Source organism: Actinosynnema sp. NPDC037264 (genome assembly GCF_055603705.1).
This window is the reverse complement of the sequence record NZ_JBVJVK010000040.1, coordinates 11360-29826: the sequence shown is the minus strand read 5'-3', so window position 1 is coordinate 29826 and position 18467 is coordinate 11360. Positions and strand designations below refer to the sequence as shown.

At 72.1% G+C, this 18467-nt stretch carries 3 protein-coding genes; all 3 read right to left on the bottom strand.

Annotated elements, in window-relative coordinates; genetic code table 11:
- Window positions 1-4: 4 nt before the first annotated feature.
- The 3 genes from ACZ7GX_RS31790 to ACZ7GX_RS31780 all read right to left on the bottom strand — a co-directional run bounded on the left by ACZ7GX_RS31790 (window position 5) and on the right by ACZ7GX_RS31780 (window position 18230).
- Complete coding sequence (locus ACZ7GX_RS31790; protein WP_123745404.1) at window positions 5-415, bottom strand: succinate dehydrogenase hydrophobic membrane anchor subunit; 411 nt, start codon at window positions 413-415, stop codon at window positions 5-7.
- A 2-nt stretch (window positions 416-417) separates the two neighbouring features.
- Window positions 418-843: a succinate dehydrogenase, cytochrome b556 subunit gene (gene sdhC, locus ACZ7GX_RS31785; RefSeq protein ID WP_230570370.1), complete on the bottom strand. Its 426-nt coding sequence runs from the start codon at window positions 841-843 to the stop codon at window positions 418-420.
- Between the two features lie 239 nt (window positions 844-1082).
- A complete protein-coding gene (locus ACZ7GX_RS31780; protein ID WP_498782014.1) occupies window positions 1083-18230 on the bottom strand; it encodes a hypothetical protein in 17148 nt (5715 codons plus the stop codon).
- Window positions 18231-18467: the final 237 nt, after the last annotated feature.

Genomic DNA, 18467 nt, shown 5'->3' with positions numbered 1-18467 from the left:
CGGGTCAGTCGGTGATGTTCGGGTCGAAGGTGAAGATCACGTACGTGCCGAGGGCGATGATCAGCACCATCGAGACGTAGAGCAGCACCTTGAGCCAGAACCGGGTCGCGTCCTTGCGGGCGTAGTCGTTGATCACGGTGCGCAGGCCGTTGCCGCCGTGGATCTGGGCCAGCCACAGCATGGCCAGGTCCCACATCTGCCAGAACGGCGAGGCCCAGCGGCCGGCGACGAAGCCGAAGTTGATGCGGTGCACGCCGCCGTCGAGGATGTTCATGATGAACAGGTGCCCGAGCACCAGCACCACCAGCGCGACACCCGAGATGCGCATGAACAGCCAGCTGTACAGCTCGAAGTTGCTGCGGCGGGCGGCGGGGCGGCGCGGTGCGCGCGGCTTGGCCAGGGTCAGTTCGCTCATGATCAGTGACCCCCACCGAGCAGGTCGGTAACCGTGCGGACCATCATGTAGTAGGTGCCCGGGATCATCACCAGCACCCAGATGCCGAGCACCACCCACAACATCTGCTTCTGGTAGCGCGCGCCCTTCTCCCAGAAGTCGACGAGCATCACGCGGATGCCGTTGAGCGCGTGGTAGAGGACCGCGCCGACCAGGCCGACCTCGAACAGGTTGACGATCGGGTTCTTGTAGGTCTCGATGACCTTGTCGTACGCGTCCGGCGACACCCGCACCAGCGCGGTGTCCAGGACGTGCGCGAACAGGAAGAAGAACGTCAACACACCGGTGATGCGGTGCGCGACCCAGGACCACATCCCCAGGTCGCCGCGGTAGAGCGTTCCGCCCCCTTTAGAGGTGCCCGCCCGCTCGGGTGCGGTGGTGCCGGCCATGCGCAACGGCCTCCAGCGTCAGTGGTGGACTGGTCTCCGGTACGTGCGTACGCGGACCTTGACCCCCGGATGCTAGACCCGCTCGAGCCACCCGACCCAACAGCCCGACCCGTCTGTGAGCGACGAGACACCCGACGGCTGCTGTATCGATTCGCCTCACGCCTCCAGGCACCCCGCTGTGCGGTGCAGGCCACTCGGAAGAGTGACCTGCGTCGTCCATTGCGGACCTTCAGTCCTGGTCAGCGGGGTCGGTAGGTAGCCACCCCGCCCACCACGACGAGGTCGACGTGCACCTCGGGCTGGACCGGGCCGGTGAATGGCGGCAGCCGCAGCGGCTGCGGCACACCGGGCAGGTGGATGACCAGGTTGACGCCCAACCGGGTTGCGATGAGCCGACCCGCGAGGTCGCGGGCATGACCCGCCCGGACGTTCTCCGCCGGATCCCTGAGCGCCCAGTTCACGTTCTCGACCAGCGCGCTGTACAGCTGGCTCTTGCGCATCGAGTGGGTGGCGGTGTAGTCCGCCACCTGCTCGACCTGGCCGATCGACGTGCTCACCACGTCGCGCCGGAGCGTCGCCGGTGGGATGGCGGTGACGTGACCGACCGCCGCGTACAGGCCGCCGGGAGTCGGCGGCGGCGCCGTCGCCAGGTCGTCGGCGGTGAACCGCAAGTGCCGCAGCGCCTCCTCGACGTGTCCGGACGTGACCGGCCCGTGCTCCGGCTGCCCGCCGCCCGTACCGTCGTGGAACGGCGTGGGTTCCGGGAGCGCCGGGTTCGGCGGGTTGCCGGGGACGGGGTCGCCCGACGTGCGGGCGGTGTCCGGAATGGACGGTGCGCTGCCGGTCGTCCGGAAGTCCGGGGAACCGTCGACCGGCGGCGCGGGCGGCGCCGGCCGGGTGGAGGTCGGGGTCGTCGTCGGGGGCACCGAGGACCGGGCGGTGGCGGACGCGTGGTCGGCAGGTGCTGGAACCGGCCGGGCTGCCGGTGGTGCGGCGTTGAAGGCGTCGACCCGCTGGTCCACCACGCTCTTGGCGTCCCACCAGGTCTGCTGCTTGGCGTCCGCCTCGCCGCGCTTGGCGTTCAGCTCCACCTCGGCTGCCGTGATGCGGGCCTCCTGCGCGTCACGGGCGGCGACCAGGGCGTCGTGCCGCTGCTGCGCGTCGGAGCGCGCCTTGGCCCCGTCGTGCACGATCTTCTTCTGCTCGCGCAGGTTGTGCTGGGCCTCGGTGAGGTTGTCGTTCGCGGTGGTGTAGCCGTCCTGCGCCAGGCGCAGGGCCTCGGTCGCCGCGTCCAGGGCCTCCTTGGCGCTGGTGGCGGCTTCCTTGGCGTCCTGCTGGTCCTCCAGGTCCTTCTTGTGCTGCTCGTGCGCCTCACCGAGTTCCTCGGCCAGCCTCTTGGCCTCGGTCTTGAGGCCGTCGCGGGCGGTGCGGGCCGAGTCGACCGCGCTCCGCAGGCCCTGCTCGACCGCGGGGTCCACCGGCGGCGCGTCCTCGGCGGGTGGCGTGGTCCAGTGCTGGGACAGGGCCTGCTCGGCGGTCAGCAGGGCGTCGTTCGCCGTGGTCAGCCGGTCACGGGTCGTCTTCAGTCGTTCTTTCAGGTCGGCGACGGCATCGGCGCTGTCGATGACGTCGCCGTTCCGGTCGCGGAGGACGTTGTTCGCCGTCAGCACCGCGTCCTGCAGCCCGGGAATCTTGCCGCTCAGGTCCTTGACCCGCTCCTCCGCCTTCGCCACGGCCTCGCGGGAGTCCTCGACGTCGGTCGTCAGGTCACCGACCTTGCCGGACGCGGTGAGGCCGGTCTCGATCGCGGTGTTGAGCTCGAGTTCGAGGTCGGTGAGCGTGCTGTCGGTCTTGGCGAGTTCGGCCGCCACCTCGTTGATGGTGTCCTGCGCGTCGTGACGGGCCTTGTCGACCGCGATCTCCGCGTCCCGCCACGCCTTCGCCGCGCTCTTCACGTCGTCCTGGGCGGCGCTGAGTTCCGGGTCGAACGCGTGACCGAGCACGGCCTCCGCCTCCGGGGCGGGCATCCGCACCGCGGCCGAGGCGGGCACCGCCAGGTCCACCACGCCGGTCTTGCCGCCGATGGTGGCGACCACCCGGTACTCGACGTCGAACTCGACGAGCCCGGACCGGCCCTGCGGCTTGAGGTTGTTGACCTTGTTGTCGGTCGCGCCGCCGGAGACGGCCTGCGAGTCCTCGCTCGCGTGCCGGACCTCCACACCGCCGGTGGTGAAGTTGAGGGTGTCGGCCGGGTCGTCGTTCCGCTTCACGGCGACGCTGCCCGTCGCCAGGCCCAGCGACACGTCGGCGTTCTGGCTGACCTTCGCCTCGCCGCTGGTCGTGCTCACGGTGGAGCGCGGGTTCTCCAGGTTCACGCCGTCGCTCAGCGCGCCGAGCCGCGGGTTGACGAGCTTCGCGTAGACCTTGACGTCGGCGTGCTGCCCGAACGTCAGCGCCGCCTCGTGCAGGCCGGGCACGTCCAGCGGACCGTCCAGCATCCCGGGCAGGTTCGGCTGGAGGTTCTCCGGGCTCAACGTCGACAGCAGCGTGTTCAGCGGCCCGGAGCCCTTGCCGGTGATGCCCTGGTTCGCGCCCGCCTCGGTCAACGCGCGCAGCGCCGCGTCCCGCAGGTCCTTCGTGCCGCGGAGGTTCTCCACCGATGCGCCCGGCGGCAGGGTGGCCGGGTCGTTCGTCCGCTGCCACGCCGTCGCGGCGCTCGGCACGCCGAAGTCGGGGCTGCGCTTGATCGCCGCCGCCATGTAGGGGTAGTTCGGCGTGGTGATGCCGTCGACCTTCAGGTTGTCCGCGTGCAGCCGGACGACCATGTCCTGCGCGGGGCTGGTCCTCGTGGCGACGACCCGAGCGCCCCTCTCCACCACCAGTTCGAATTCGACCGGCACGGTGTACTTCGCCGCCGGGCCGCCGCCCGCGCGCAGGTGGCCGAACTGCCGGGTGGTGGCGTCGGTGATCGAACTGCTCTGCGCGTGGTTGAAGCCGGCCGATGCGATCGCGCCCACCGTGCCGGACAGGTTCGGGTTCGCGCTGCTCGGCTGGAACAGGCCCGGCGCCTTGAACCCGACACCCCACCCCTTGCCCCGGCCCTGGCCGTCGGTGACCTTCTCCGCGGTGGCGGTGGTGTGCTCCATGTCGACGCCGTCGTTGACGACCCGGTCGAACCGCGGCTCGCCCGTCTTCGCGCGCAGCGTGACCTGGTACGTGTCGTTGCCGAACGTGCCCGGCTGGTGCACGAGCAGCGGCACGCCGCCGTCCAGCGCGCTGTCGATCATCGCCTTGACGCTGGTCGGCGAGCTGAAGTCGACCAGGCGCTGGAGGTTGTTCATCGAGTCCTTCAGCACCGAATCGGGCACCAGCGGGTCACCGAAGAGCTTTCCCGTCTTCTGGTTCACGTCCGCGATCAGGTCGGTCACCACGCCGTTCAGGTCCGGCACCTGCTCGACGGCGGACAGGCCGAGCGCGCCGGGCTCGTCGACGGCCAGCGTCCTCGGCGGCGCCATCGTCGGGAAGGAGGGCGTGCTGACGTCCGGTTTGACGTTCGGCAGCACGCCCATCTCACGTGCCACGTCCTCGCTGACCCGCACGAACACCGACTTCGGCAGCGTCACGGTGGAGCCCTCGACGTGCGGCGTGCCCCCGTGGAACACGTTGCCCGCCCGGCTCTCGGCGACGATCGTCACGTCCGCGTCCAACTGCACCAGCACGGTCCTGGCCGTGCCCGGTGTCACGACGTTGCGGTCGACGCTGCCGCTGATCTCCCGCGCCTCGGCCTTCGAGTCCGACCACGGGGTGTACTTGCCGATCCCGGCCACGCCGCCGGCACCGCTGGCCGGGGTCGGCTCGCCCGGGGGTGGCGCGGTGGGGGTCGGTTTGACCATGACGTTCACGCCACCGGTGATGTCGACCGACCGGCTCACCGACTTGGCGTCGCCCGCCTTGTAGCCGCCGGTGATCGCGTTCTCGGTGCCGGTGTCGTCGGAGATCGACACCAGCTTGGGGTTGCCGAGCTTCATCGACACGCCGACCGAACCGGTGCGGTCGGTGACCCGTCGGTCGTACCGGAGGCTCTGCTCCTGCATCCCGGTCTCGACCATCTTGCGCAGGTTGGCCTTCACGTTCTCCGGGCTGAACATGCGGTCGATCTGGTTGCGCGCCTCGGTGCCGGGCACGGTCAGCGCCGAGTCCTTGCCCGCTGCCCGGTTGAGCGCGTCGACTGCCGCGTCGCGCAGGGCAGTGGTGTTCGCCACCGCTTCGACGTGCAGGAACTCCGGCGACTTCGGCCCTGTCCGGGTGGTGAGCAGGTCCTTGACGGTGGGCGCTTCGGTCAGCGCGGTCACCACCGGGTCGCCGGGCCTGAAGCCGGACGGGTCCGACTTCATCGCCGAGCCGTCGGACACCCACAGGGTCGCCGCGCCGTGGATCTGCGGCAGGATTTGGGGGTTGTTCCGCGCGGTCGGGTCGATCGACGCGCCGACCGTGCGCGCCACCACGCGCGGCTGCGGCGCGTGCTGTCCGGGCAGGCCGGGTGTCACCCGCCGCAGCCACGACCGCGGCCGGGTGAACGTGGTGATCTCGACCTCGAACTCCACGTCGCTCGCGAACACCTGCGCGTTCGGGCTGCCGACGTTCAGCGAGGTGCTGTTCACCGTGGGGCCGCCGGTGTTCTTCGTCGTCCACGAGTGGTTGTACTTCACGCCGACCTGCGGCGTCGGGGTCACCGTGGTGGTGGCGCCCTTGACCGGGATGACGACCAGGCCCTCGACGCCGCCGCTCCAGCCCTTGGTGGTGGCGGTGGTGCTGTCCAGCTTCGGCCCGCTGGACGACGAGCCGCGCACGTTGCGCGCGTCCGCCTGCCCGAGGTGCCTGGTGTTGTCGATCTTCGCCTTGACCGTGATGTTGACGTAGGTGTCGGTGGTGGCGTCGGAGCTCTTCAGCTGGACCTGGACGCCCGGTCCGAGCAGACCGTCCATGTTGGACTTGAGCGCGGTCGGCGACAACTGGTCCAGCTTGCGCTGGTTGGCCAGTTGCCGTGACACGTCCCCGAAGCCCTGGCCCTTGCTGCTGCGCGGGTTCGCCTGGGGGTTGTTCCAGTTCGGCAGCAGGTCCGATAGGCCCTTGACGTTCTTCAGCGCCGCCTCGACCTGCGGCTGCACCCGGGAGGCGGGTTCGAAGTCGCCCACCTTCACGTTGCCCGCGGCGAACGCGCCGTCCACGTACGGCGGCGCCCACCGCGGTTGCGCCGTCGGCTTGGCGATGCCGGTGGGCGTGCCCTCCGGCACCGGCAGGTTCAGCGCCGCCGCTTCCGGCGTGCCGATGCGCATGTAGGTGGTCACCGGGACGATGACGTTGTCGCCGCTGGGTGTGCGCACCTCGACGTCGGCCGTCACCTTGTACAGGCCGGTCTGGCCCTTGAGCTGGATGCCGGTGCGGTTGCTGGTGTTCGTGCCCGCGTTCGAGGACTCCGCGGTGCGGGCCGAGTAGCCCACGGTGACGCCGCCCCGGCCGCCGACTTGGTTCGGCACGATGGCGCCGCCGCCGACACTCGCGTTGGCGTCGAACCCGGTCTTGGTCGTCGCGGTGACGCCAGTGCTGTACGACGTGGTCTCGTGCAGCCGCAGCTGGGTGGAGTCGTGCACGCCGACGAGTTCGGCGGTGCGCAGCGTCGCGTGCGCCTGGACCGCGGCGCCCTTGCTCGCGTGGGGGCTGACCAGGTCCGGCGAGGTCACCCAGCCGTTGAGCATCGCGCCGAGGTTGTCGCGGATCGTGGTCGGGCTCAGGAACGTCTGGAGCGCGGCGCGGCCGGGTGAGCCGATCTTCACGATGGACGGGTGCAGCTTGGCCGCCACGTCGGTGAACGCCTTGCCGGGGTCGGTGACCGCGACGGTCTCCGGCACCGGGTGCTCCAACCGCGCGCCCCAGTCGCCGGTGGGGGCGTTCGGGTTCTGGGCGAGGGTCGGGTTCGACTCCACGATGGTGGTGAGGTCGTCGGGGATCTGGAGCGTGACGTCGACCGGGTCGGCGGGGGTGGAGTCCACGGTGATCGGGGCCTGGGCGACGCCGTGGGCGTCGGTGAGCGTGATCTGGTAGCTGACCGGGACCTTGGCCTGCGTGGAGTACTCGCCCGAGCGGATCGCCCGTTGGTCCACTGTGGACGTCGAGCTGACGTGGGCGGTGGCGGGGGTGGCGAGCTGGGCCTTGCCGCCGAGCGAGCCGTACGGTCCGACCGCGACACCGGCCGTGGCGGCGCCGCCGACGTCGTTGGCGGTGGCCAGGGTGTTGGTCGTGGACGTGCTCGTGCCGCCCAGCGCGGTCATGTCCACCTTGGTGTTGGTGGACGGCGTTTCGACCGCGGTGGCCTGATCGGCCGGCGGGAGCATCGTGGCCTGCACGTGGGCCTCGTACCAGCGACCGCCGACCTTGACCTGGAAGTCGCGGCCGTGCCCGAGGAACGACTCGAAGTCGGAGCCGATCGCGGTCTCGATGCGGGCCGCGTCCTTGGCGTCGAGGCCGTCGATCGCGCCCGCGACCCTGGCGGCGCCCCGCACGTCGACCGGTGCGATCGAGCCGAGGCCCTGGTTGTGCTGGAAGAAGTCCGGCAGGTTGGTGGCGGTCAGCACCCAGCCCGGGGTGGGCGGGGTGATCCTGGCCAGACCGATGACCGGGTTCGGGGTGGTGCGGCGGAACGGCAGGCGCGGCGCGTTCGGCGGCCGCACGTCGGCGTCCTGGGCGGGCGTGGTGCTCGGCGTGGTGGTCGGGGGCGTGCCCGGCGGGTTGAACGACTCCAGCGCGTGCATCCGGTTCTCGACCAGCCACAGGTTGCGCGGCTTGACGCTCGCGTCCGGCGCGTCGAGGTCGGCCGTCATGGGCGCGTTGTCGTCGACGACGCGGCCCTTGCCGTCCTGGTGCTGGAAGATCGGCTTGACGTCGCCGGTCTCGAAGTACTCGTCGTGCAGGCCGAGGAAGTGGCCGACCTCGTGGCCGAGCGTGCGGGCGTCGGAGTCGACGGGCCAGTTCAGCTGGTTGGCGCGGCCCTCGGGGGCGGTCACGGTGATGCTGCCGTGCGCGTCGGCGGGGTCGTCCGTGAACTCGACGGTGACGTGGAACTGCTCGCCGCTGGGCAGCCGGCTGCCGTTGTTGAACAGCGCCTCGACGCCCTGCCTGGTGCGGTTGCGGACCTCGGAGACCTGGTCGGGGGTGGCGTTGCCGGCGGGGTCGAGGAAGACCTTGACGGTGAAGTCGCGCACCGGCACGCCGTTGACGTCCAGCACGCGGGTGTCGTAGGCGATCGGACCGCGCCACGCCTTCATGCTCACGCCGTCGGGACCGATGGTGGTGCTGTCCAGGACACCGCCGTCCTCGCCGCGGACGGTGCTGGTGACGGGGGCGTCCGCGCGCGCGGTCCGGATGTCGGCGGAGGTGGCGGCGTCCGGCTTCGGGTCGAACCAGTCGGCGCCGGGCGCGGTGCTGTGCCGCCAGTCCGGGTTGTCCAGGACCGGGTGCGGCCCCTGCGGCGCGGGTGAGGTGATGACGGTGTCGGTGACCTTCACGCCCTTGGGCGCTTCGGGCGGCGTCCAGCCGTCGGGGCGGCGCAGGTCGTGGTCCACGTGCACGTCGGTGGTGGTGCCGTTCGTGTCGCGGACGGTGGCGTCGATGCCCTTGGCCGTGAGCACGTCGGCGACGGCTCGGGCGTGGGGGCCGGAGACCTCGACCACGGCGGGCCGGTAGCCGTTGCGGTCGCGCATCGCGTTGGACTCGGCGAGGTCGGCGGCCAGGGCGTCGAGCCGGGCGACCTGCTCCGGTGACGGCGCTGAGGTCGGCGGGACGTCCAGGGACAGCTCGGGACGGGGACCGCCGGCGGCCCGCTCGGTCGGCTTGGCCGGTGCCGGTGCCGGTGCGGATGCGGATGTGGGTGTCTGCGGTGCGGTCGACGGGGTGGTCGGCGGCGCCGGTGCGTCCGTGGTGGATCGGGTGGTGTCGGGCGATCGGGGCGGTGCCGGTGGTGCGGTGGTGTCGGTCGTGGACGACGGGGCGGGCTGCGTGCCGTTGGTCGTCGTGGACGAAGAGGCGGGCTGCGTCCCGTTCGTCGTCGTGTCGGCCGGCGGGGTGATGGTGATGACCGGCGTGCCGGCGGGCGGGGCGGGAGGCGCGGGAGGCGGGGTCGGGCGGTTGAAGTCGGCGATCCGCTGGTCGACCTCGATGCGGGCGTTCCACCAGTCGCGCTGGCGGGCGTCGGCCTCGGCGCGGCGCTTGTCGAGCTCCACCTCGGCCGTGGTGATCTCCGCTTCCAGTTCCGCGATGGTGCTCTCGACCTGGTGGTGGGCCAGCGCCGCGGACTGCTGCGCGCCCGCCGTGCGCTGAGCGGCGTCACGGCCGGTCTCCAGGCCGGTTTCGGCGTTGTCCAGCTCGCCCTGAGCGGTCTCCAGGGTGCCGTTGGCCCGGTCGAGGTCGATCCGCGCCTGCTCGGCGGCGGTCCGGGCCTGGTCGACCGCGACCTGCGCGGCGGCCCGCGCCTCGATCGCGCTGGTGTTCGCGGCCTGCGCCGCGTCGGCGACCTCGACCGCCGTCTCGACCTCGGTCGCCCGGGTGTCGCGCGCGGCACGGGCGTCGTCCACCTTGCCGACCAGGTCCTTGGCGACCTTGTCCTCGGCGATCGGCGGCGCGTCGTCGGGGCGGTTGTCGAGGTGCGCGTCGAGGTCGCCCTGGGCGACGTCCAACGCCGCCTGCGCGTCGTCCAGCCTGACCCGCGCCGCGTCCAGCTCAGTGTTCGCGTCCGCCAGGTCGCGCCCGGTGGAGCGCACCTCCGCGTCGGCGTCGGCCAGCGCGACCTGCGCGTCCCGGTGGGCCGAGTCGAGGCCCGGGATCCGGTCGCGCAGGTCCGCGACCACGTCGTTCGCCGCGTCGCGCCGGGTCTGCGCGTCCTGGACGGCCTGCTCCAGGGCGGGCACGCGGCCGGCCTCGGTCAGCTGGTGGCCGATCGCGTCGTTGTGGTCGACCTGCGAGCTCGTCAGGTCGCTCTGGAGCCGGGCGACGTCGGCGGCCACCCGGTTGATCACGGCCTGCGCGTCGTGCCGCGCCTTGTCGACCGCCAGCTCCGCGTCGCGCCACGCCTTGGCGGTGTCCTTGACCGCGGTCTGCGCGTTGCTCAGCCCGGCGTCGAAGTCACGCCCGAGCACGGTCTCGGCCTCGGTCGACGGCATCCGCACCGACGCCGAGCCCGGCACGCTCAGGTCGACCACGCTGGTCCGGCCGCCGACCGTGGCGACCACGCGGTACTCCACGTCGAAGTCGACCAGACCGGTGCGGCCCTGCGGCTTGAGGTTGTTGGTCTTGTTGGTCGCCGAGCCGCCGGACAGCGCCTCCGCGTCCTCGGCGGCGTGCCTGGTCTCGACGCCGCCGGTGGCGAAGTTCGCGGTGTCCTTCGGGTCCTGGCTCGGCGCGACCGCGGCGCTGCCGGTGGCCCAGCCCGCCGAGAGGTCGCCGGTCTCGCTGTGCTTGGCCTCGCCGGAGGTCGTGGTGACCGAGGACTTCGGGTTCTCCAGGTTCACGCCGTCGCTCAGGCCACCCAGCCTCGGGTTGACCAGCTTGGCGTAGACCTTCACGTCCGCGTGCTGCCCGAACGTCAACGCGGCCTCGTGCAGCCCCGGCACGTCCAACGGGCCGTCGAGCATCCCCGGCAGGCTCGGCTGGAGGTTCTCCGAGCTGAGCGTCGACAGCAGGGTGTTCAGCGGGCCGGTGCCCTTGCCGGTGATGCCCTCGTTCGCGCCCGCCGCGGTCAGCGCCCGGATCGCCGCGGCACGCAGGTCCTGGGCCCCGCGCAGGTTCTCCACCGACGCCTTGGCCGGCAGCGTGGCCGGTGAGCCGTTCTGCTGCCACGCCGTCGCGGCCTGCGGCGTGCCCTGCGCGGCCGGTTGCCGGGTCGTGGTCGACGTGTAGCCGGCCGGTGGCGTGGCGGCCGGGGTGAACACCTTCTGGTTGTCCGCGTGCAGCCGCACCACGACGTCCTGCGGCGGGGCGGTGGCGCTGGTGACGACCTGGGTGCCCTTCTCCACCACCAGCTCGAACTCGAGGGGCACGGTGTACTTCACGGCCGGGCCGCCGCCCGCGCGCAGGTGGCCGAACTGCTCGGTGGTGGCCTTCGTGACGTTGCTGCTGTGCTGCTGGCCGACGTTCGCCGCGGCGATCACGCCGACACCGCCGGACACGTTCGGGTTCGCGCTGCCCGGCTGGGCGAGGCCGGGCGACTTGAGGCCGACGCCCCACCCGGTCGACCGGCCGAGGCCGTCGGTCGCCTTCCGGGCGCCCGCGATGGTGTGCTCCATGTCGACGCCGTCGTTGACGACGCCGGAGAAGGCCGGCGCGCCCTTGACCTTCGCCTTGAGCGTGACCTGGTAGGTGTCCTTGCCGAACGTCCCCGGCTGGTGCAGCAGCAGCGGAACGCCGCCGTCCAGCGCGCTGTCGATCATCGCCTTGACGCTCGTCGGCGAGGTGAAGTCGACCAGCCGCTGGAAGTTGTTCATCGAGTCCTTGAGGACCGAGTCCGGCACCAGGTCGCTCTTGAACGGACCGCTGGTCCGCTGGTTGAGGTCGGTGATCAGGCCGGAGACCAGGCCCGACAGGTCCGGCGCGGTGTCCAGCGTGCTCAGGCCGAGCGAGCTGGGCCGGTCCGGCGTCAGCGTGGCCGGCGGCGCCATCGTGCCGAACGAGGGCGGCGGCGTCGTCGGCTGCACCTTCGGCAGCACGCCCAACTCGCGCGCCACGTCCTCGCTGACCCGCACGAACACGCCGCCGGGCAGGGTGACCTTGGCGCCTTCGACGCGCGGGGTGCCGCCGTAGACGACGTTGCCCGACCGGCTCTCGCCGACCACGGTGACGTCCGCGTCGAGCTGGATCAGCACGGTCCGCGCGCTGGGCGGGGTGACGTAGTTGCGGTCGACGCTGCCGCTGACCTCGGTCGCGCTGGTCTTCGACGACGAGTACGGCGTGATCTTGCCCGCCACGGCGACGCCGCCCGAGCCCGACGCGGGCTTCGGCTCGCCCGCGGGCTGCGGCGCCGCGTTCGGCTTGACCGGCAGGTTGACGCCGGCGGTGAGGTCGACGGTGTGGCTGCTGCTCTTCGCGTCACCGGCCTTGTAGCCGCCGGTGGTCGCGTTCTCCGTGCCGGTGCTGTCGGAGATCGACACCAGCTTCGGGTTGCCCAGCTCGATCGCCATGCCGATGGCGCCGGTGCGGTCGGTGACCCGGCGGCCGTACTTCAGGCCGTTCTCCTGCATGCCGGTCTCGGTCAGCTTGCGCAGGTTGGCCTTGATGCTCTCCGGGCTGAACAGCTTGTCGATCTGGTTGCGCGCCTCCGTGCCCGGCACGGTGAGCGACGAGTCGCCCTTCGCGGCCAGGTTGAGCGCCTCGATGGCCTGGTCGCGCACCGCCTCGGTGTTGACCACGGCCTCGACGTGCAGGAAGTCCGGCGCGGCGGGCCGCGGCGCGGGCGGGTTGAGCAGGTCCTTGATCGACGGCGGCCGGTCCAGCTTGGTGGCCACCGGCTTGCCCGGCTCGAAGCCGGACGGGTCGTGGTCCATCGCCGAGCTGTCCGACACCCACAGGTGCACCGGGCCGGAGATCTGCGGCAGGCTCACCACGCCGGGCTGGTTGGGGCCGCCGGTCCTGGCGACCGGCTTGGGGTCGGGCACCTGGAGGATCGGCGAGCCGGGCGTGACCCGCTTGACCCACGCCCGGTTGCGGCTGAACGTGGTGATCTCGACGATGAACTCCAGGTCCTGCGAGAACACCTGGGCGTCCGGGCTGCCGACGTTGAGCCCCGTGCTGGTGACCGTGGGTCCGCCGGTGTTCTTGGCGCCCCACCCGTAGGTGTACTTCGCGCCGACCTGCGGCGTCGGGGTGAGCGACGCGGCGCCGGTCTTGACCGGGAACACCGCCTTGCCCTCGACGCCGACGCTGACCGACTTCTGCGTGGCGGTGGTGCTGTCCAGCTTCGGCGCGGTGTTCGCCGAGCCGCGCACGTTGCGCGCGTCGACCTGGCCGAGGTGCCGGGTGCCCACCGGTCGGGCGCGGACGGTGACGTTGACGTACTCGTTGGTGCTCAGGCCGCGCTTCTTGAGCTGCACCTGCACACCGGGGCCGAGCAGGCTGTCCATCTTGGTCTTCAGCGCGGTCGGCGACAGCTCCGCGTCGAGCTTGCGCTGGTTCGCCATGGCCTCCGCGACGTCGGCCAGGCCCTGGCCCTTGCGCGCGCCGGTGTCCGGGTCGTTCCAGCCCGGCAGGAACTTGCCGAAGCCGGGCAGGTCGCGCAACGTGGCCTGGACCTGCGCCTGCACCTGCGCGCCGGGGCCGAACTCGCCGACCTTGACGTTGCCCGCCGCCAGGTCCGCGGCCAGGTAGGGCGGGAGGTGTTTGGTGCCCGCCGTGCCGGGCTTGGTCAGGCCGGCGTCGGTGCCCGGCGGCACCGGCAGGGTCAGCGAGGCGGCCTCGGGCAGGCCGACCCGCATGTAGGTGGTGACCGGCATGACGACGTCCGCGCCGTTGGGCGTGCGGACGTGGACGTTCGCGGTCACTTTGTAGAGGCCGGTGGCACCCTTGAGCTGGATGCCGGTGCGGGTGCTGCTGGTCGTGCCCGAGCTCGAGGTGTCCGAGGTGCGGGCCGAGTAGCCGGCCGTGACGCCGCCCGTGCCGCCGATCACGCCCGGCACGCCCACACCGCCGCCCACGCCGGCCGCGGCGTCGAAGCCGGTCTTGCTGGTGGCGGACAGGGAGCTGCCGGTGGACTGGGACTCGTGCAGCCGCAGCTGGGCGGCGTCGGTCGTGCCGACCAGTTCGGCGGTCAGCAGGGTGGCCTTCATCTGCACGGCGTTGGCCTTGCTGCCGTGCGGGCTGACCAGGTCCGGGGACGTGACCCAACCGCCGAGCATCGCGCCGAGGTTGTCGCGGACGGTGGTGGGGTTGAGGAAGTCCTGCAACGCGGTGCGGCCCGGCGCGCCGATCTTGGTGATCGACGGGTGCATCTTCGCGGCGACGTCGGTGAACGCCTGCTTCGCGTCGAAGTCCGTGACCGCTTCGGGCGTCGGGTGCTCCAGCTTCGCGCCCCAGCCCGGCGGCAGGGCCGCGGCCGGTTGGGCGTTGCCGGAGTTGGCCATCGTCTCCAGGTCGTTCGGCACGGCGAGGGTGACGCCGCCGTTGACCGCCTGGATCGGGCGCACGGTGCCGTTGGCGGCGGTGAGCGTGACCTGGAAGGAGACCGGGACGTCGACGTTCGTCGAGCTCTCGCCGCCGCGGATGAACCGCTGGTCCACCGTGCCGGAGGAGGTGTTCAGCGTGGTGGCGGGGGTGGCGAGCTGCGCCTTGCCGGCCAGCGAGCCGTACGGGCCGACGCCCGCGCTCGCCGCCGCGGCGAGGCCGATGTCGTTGGCGGTGGTGAGGTTGGTGGCGGTGCCCGTGTTGGCGGCGGACTGGGCGGCCATGTCCACCTTGGTGGTGGTGGACGGCGTGCTGGTGACCGCGGCGACGTCGGCCGGCGGGAGCATGGTGGCCTGGACGTTGGCCTCGTACCAGGTGCCGTCGATCTTGACCTGGAAGTCGCGGCCCTGGCCGAGGAACGACTCGAAGTTGTTCTCCAGCGCGCTTTCGATGACGGCGGCGTCGGCCGGCGTGATGCCGGTCATCGTGCCGGTGACGTGCTGGGCGCCCCGCACGTCGGTGGGCGCGATCGTGCCGAGTGCCTTGCCCTGCTGGAAGAAGTCCGGCAGGTTCCGCGACCCGAGCACGGGCCCCGGTGCGGGGTTCGGTGCCGGGGCGGGTGCCGCGGGGGCTGGTGCTGCCGGCGCGGGCGTGGCCGGGGTGGGCGTGGTGTCGGTGTTGCCGTTGGTGTTGCCGTTGGTGTTGCCGTTGGTGTTGGCGTTGGTGGGCGGCAGGTCGACCAGCGGGATCGGCGCGGAGATCGACGGCGGCGGTGGCGGGGGCGTGGAGCGGAACGGGTTGCGCCACGGTGCGTTCGGCGGCTGGACGTCCTGGTCGACGCCCCGCGTGGTCGGTGCGGTGCTCGGCGGCGCCGGACGCGTCCCGGACGTGGTGGCGGGTGGCGTCGTGCCGACGAAGTAGTCGCCGAGCATGGTCTGGAACGCCGGGCCGGGTTTGAAGCTGTCCCACTTGGACCGCGGCCGGTCGAACTCCCGGTTCAGCAGGTCGATGTTGGTCTGGTAGCGGACGTTGCCGTCCTCGAACTGGTTGTACTGGCTGGGTTTCCCGTTCCGCTCGGAGAGCGCGTCGGTGATGTTGCGGGCGAGCAGCTCGGTGACGGCTTCGTCGGGGTTCAGGTTCTTGTTGTAGACGCCGCCTTGCCCGTCGCGGTGCGCGAAGGTGACGTCGCTGCCGACGGAGTGCACGTGCATGAACTCGTGGGTCAGCAGGTGCTGGATGGCGTCGGCCTTGCGCGCGGGGTCGGTGGTGAGGCCGTCGAGGTGGTCGGTGTTGAGCAGGACGTGCCCGTTGATCGCCCGCGCCGGGTTGGTGAGCGTGCTCTCGACCAGGCTGTTCCGCGTCGCGACGACGTCGCCGGCGGGACCGGCCTTGGCCTGGGCGACCTGGTTCAGCAGGGTGTCGAGGCGTGCGGCGGCGGTGGGGTTGCCGTTGTTGAGCTGCCGCAGGAAGTCGGCGGACAGGATCTCGGCGCGGACCTGCGCCGGGTCGATGCCCTGCCCGTTGAGCTGACCGGTCGTGATGTCGGAGTCGCCCCGGTCGGTGGGCTTCAACGCCGTGTCCAGCTCCTGCTGGATGGCGAAGTGCTTGGCGAACGTCTGCTGGTCGAGCTGCACGACCAGGTCGGGGTTCACGTTCGGCGTGGTGGTGATGCCGAACTCGCCCAGCTTGCCGGACAGCGCGTCGAAACCGGCCCGCACCTGCCCGAGGTCGACCTGGACGCCCGCGATCTGCAGCGGCACCGGGGTGATCTGGGCGGGCAGCCTGGTCAGGATGCCGTTCTTCAGGTCGGCGTCCCGGACGTTCGAGTACGGGCCCGCCGGGGTGGCGGGCGCGTTCGCCGACGTGCCGGCCGTGTCGGGTCCGGGCGGTGGCGGCGGCCCCTGGGGCCCGGGCGGCGGTGGGGGCGCCTGAGGTCCGCGCGTCGTCCCCGGCGGGGGTGGCGGCGGCGGTGCCTGCGTCCCGAAGGCGGGCGGTGGCGGAGGCGGCGGCGGAACTGACGCGGGCTGCGTCGAGGTCACCGCGGGTGGGGGCGGTGGTGGAGGGGGTGCCTGCGTCCCGAAGGCCGGTGGCGGCGGGGGAGGCGGTGGCACCACTGCTTGCTGCGTGGCGGTGGCCCCTGGCAGTGGCGGCGGGGGTGGTGGCGCGAGTGGGATGGCCGGCTGCGCGTCGGCCTCGGTGTCCGTGTCGCTGTCGGAGTCGGAGTCGCTGTCCGTGTCGCTGACCGGCCGGGGGTGGATGTCCGGCCGGGTGCCCTGGTCGGGCGGTCGCGGCGGCGGGGTCTGGCGGGGCGAGTCGGGGTCGTGCAGCGTGGCGTGGTCGGCGTCGGGCACCATCACCTGGCTGTCGGTGGTGCGCTCGATCGCCCACAGGTGCCGCGGCTTGATCGACGGGTCGCCGTGCACGCCCGCGCCCATCAGCCCGTCGTCGTTCACGACGAGGTTCGACTGGGTGTGCCCGGGCGGCAGCGGTTTGCCGTCGCTGTTGAAGATCCGGGCGTCCGGACCGGCCGCGTCCTTGTACTCGTCGGGCAGGCCGAAGTAGTGCGCCACCTCGTGGGCGAGCACGTTCTCCGAGGTCTGCACGCCCCAGTTGAGCTGGTCCGCGGTGGTGGACGTCTTCACGTCGACCGTGGTGTGCGCCTGCGCGGGGTCGGTGACGAACTCCACCCTGGCGTGGAACTGGTCGCCCGAGGGCAGCCGGTAGCCCTGGTTCAGCAACCGGTCGACGCCGTTGGTGGTCTTCTGGGCCACCGCGTCCACATCGGACTGGGTGACGCCCTCGCCGGGCTTGAGGTGGACCTTGAGGGTGTACTCCTTCACCCAGGTCCCGGGCGCGACCTCCATCCGGCGCACGTCGTGCTGGATCAGCCCGGTCAGGGAGTCGACCTTGCCCGGGGTGCTCGACCGCTGCACGTCGGCGACCTCGGTGTCGACCGTGCGCACGGGAGCCTTGTCCCGCACCGAGTCCCACGCCGCCGAGGGCTGCGGGTCCTTCGGCGCGAACCAGTCCGCGGTGCTCGCCGTGCTGTGCCGCCAGGACTCGTCGGCGGCGACGTCCTTGACGTCCTTGTCCTTCGCCGGTGGCACGTCCGGGTCGGCTGCCGGTGGCGCGTCGATGTCGGCGGGTGGGGCGGAACGCGTCTGGGGCGGGTCGTCGGGCTCGGTGACACCGAAGTAGTCGTCGAGCATGTCCTGGAACGTCGCGTCGGGGTCGAACGGGGCCGCCCACCGGCCGCGGGGCTTGTCGAACTCGTTGTTGAGCAGGTCGATGTAGTTCTGGTAGCGGTTGGCGCCGTTCTCGTCCTGGTTGTACTGGCTGGGTTCGCCGAGGCGTTCGGAGAGGGCGTCGGTGATGTTGCGGGCGAGCAGTTCGGTGACGGCTTCGTCCGGGTTGACGTTCGTGCTGTAGACGCCGCCTTGGCCGTCGCGGTGGGCGAAGGTGACGTCGCTGCCGACGGAGTGCACGTGCATGAACTCGTGGGTCAGCAGGTGGCGGATCGCGTCGGCCTTGCGGGCGGGGTCGGTGGTGAGGCCGTCGAGGTGGCCGGTGTTGAGCAGCACGTGGCCGTTGATGGAGCGGGCCGGGTTGGTGCGGGTGCTGTCGACGAGCGCTTCCAGTGCCGCGTCGACGTTGCCGTTGGGGCCGACCTTGGCTTGGACGACGTCGTTCAGCAGCGCGTCCAGGTGCGCGACGGCGTCGGGGTTCCCGTCGTTGAGCTGGTGCAGGAAGTCGCCGGACACGATCTCGGCGCGGACCTGGCCCGCGTCGATGGTCCGGCCGTCGGGCCGCTGGATGACGGCGGGCTCGCCGGGGGCGGCGGTCTGCAACGCCGTGTCCAGTTCCTGCTGGAGGGCGAAGTGCTTGGCGAAGGTGTTCTCGTCGAACTGCACGACGAGGTCGGCGCTCACGTTCGGGGTGGTCGTGACGTTGTGGTTGGCGCGCAGGGTGTCGAACATCGCGTCGAACCCGGCTTGCACCTGGCCGAGGTTGATCTCGACGTCGGTGACGGTCAGGGGCACGTCGGGGAACACGGCCGGCAGCCCGTCGAGGGTGCCGTTCTTCAGCGTGGAGTCCCGCCGGGGCGAGAACGGGCCCGCCGGTGCGGTGGGCGGGTTGACCTGCGCGCCGGGCGCGCCGGGCGGCGGCGGGACCGGGATCCCGAACACCGCGCCGGGTACCTGCGCTCCGGGCGGCGGAGGCGGTGGCGGCACGGCGGCCCCGAACCCGGGCGGCGGGGGCGGAGGCGGCGGAACCGCGGCCCCGAACCCGGGCGGGGGCGGCGGAGGCGGCGGCACCACACCACCGAACCCTGGCGGCGGAGGCGGCGGTGGCGGCACGGTGGACCCGGTCCCGGGTGGCGGGGGCGGGGGTGGGGGAGCGGGCGTGTTGGTCTGCTGCCCGGG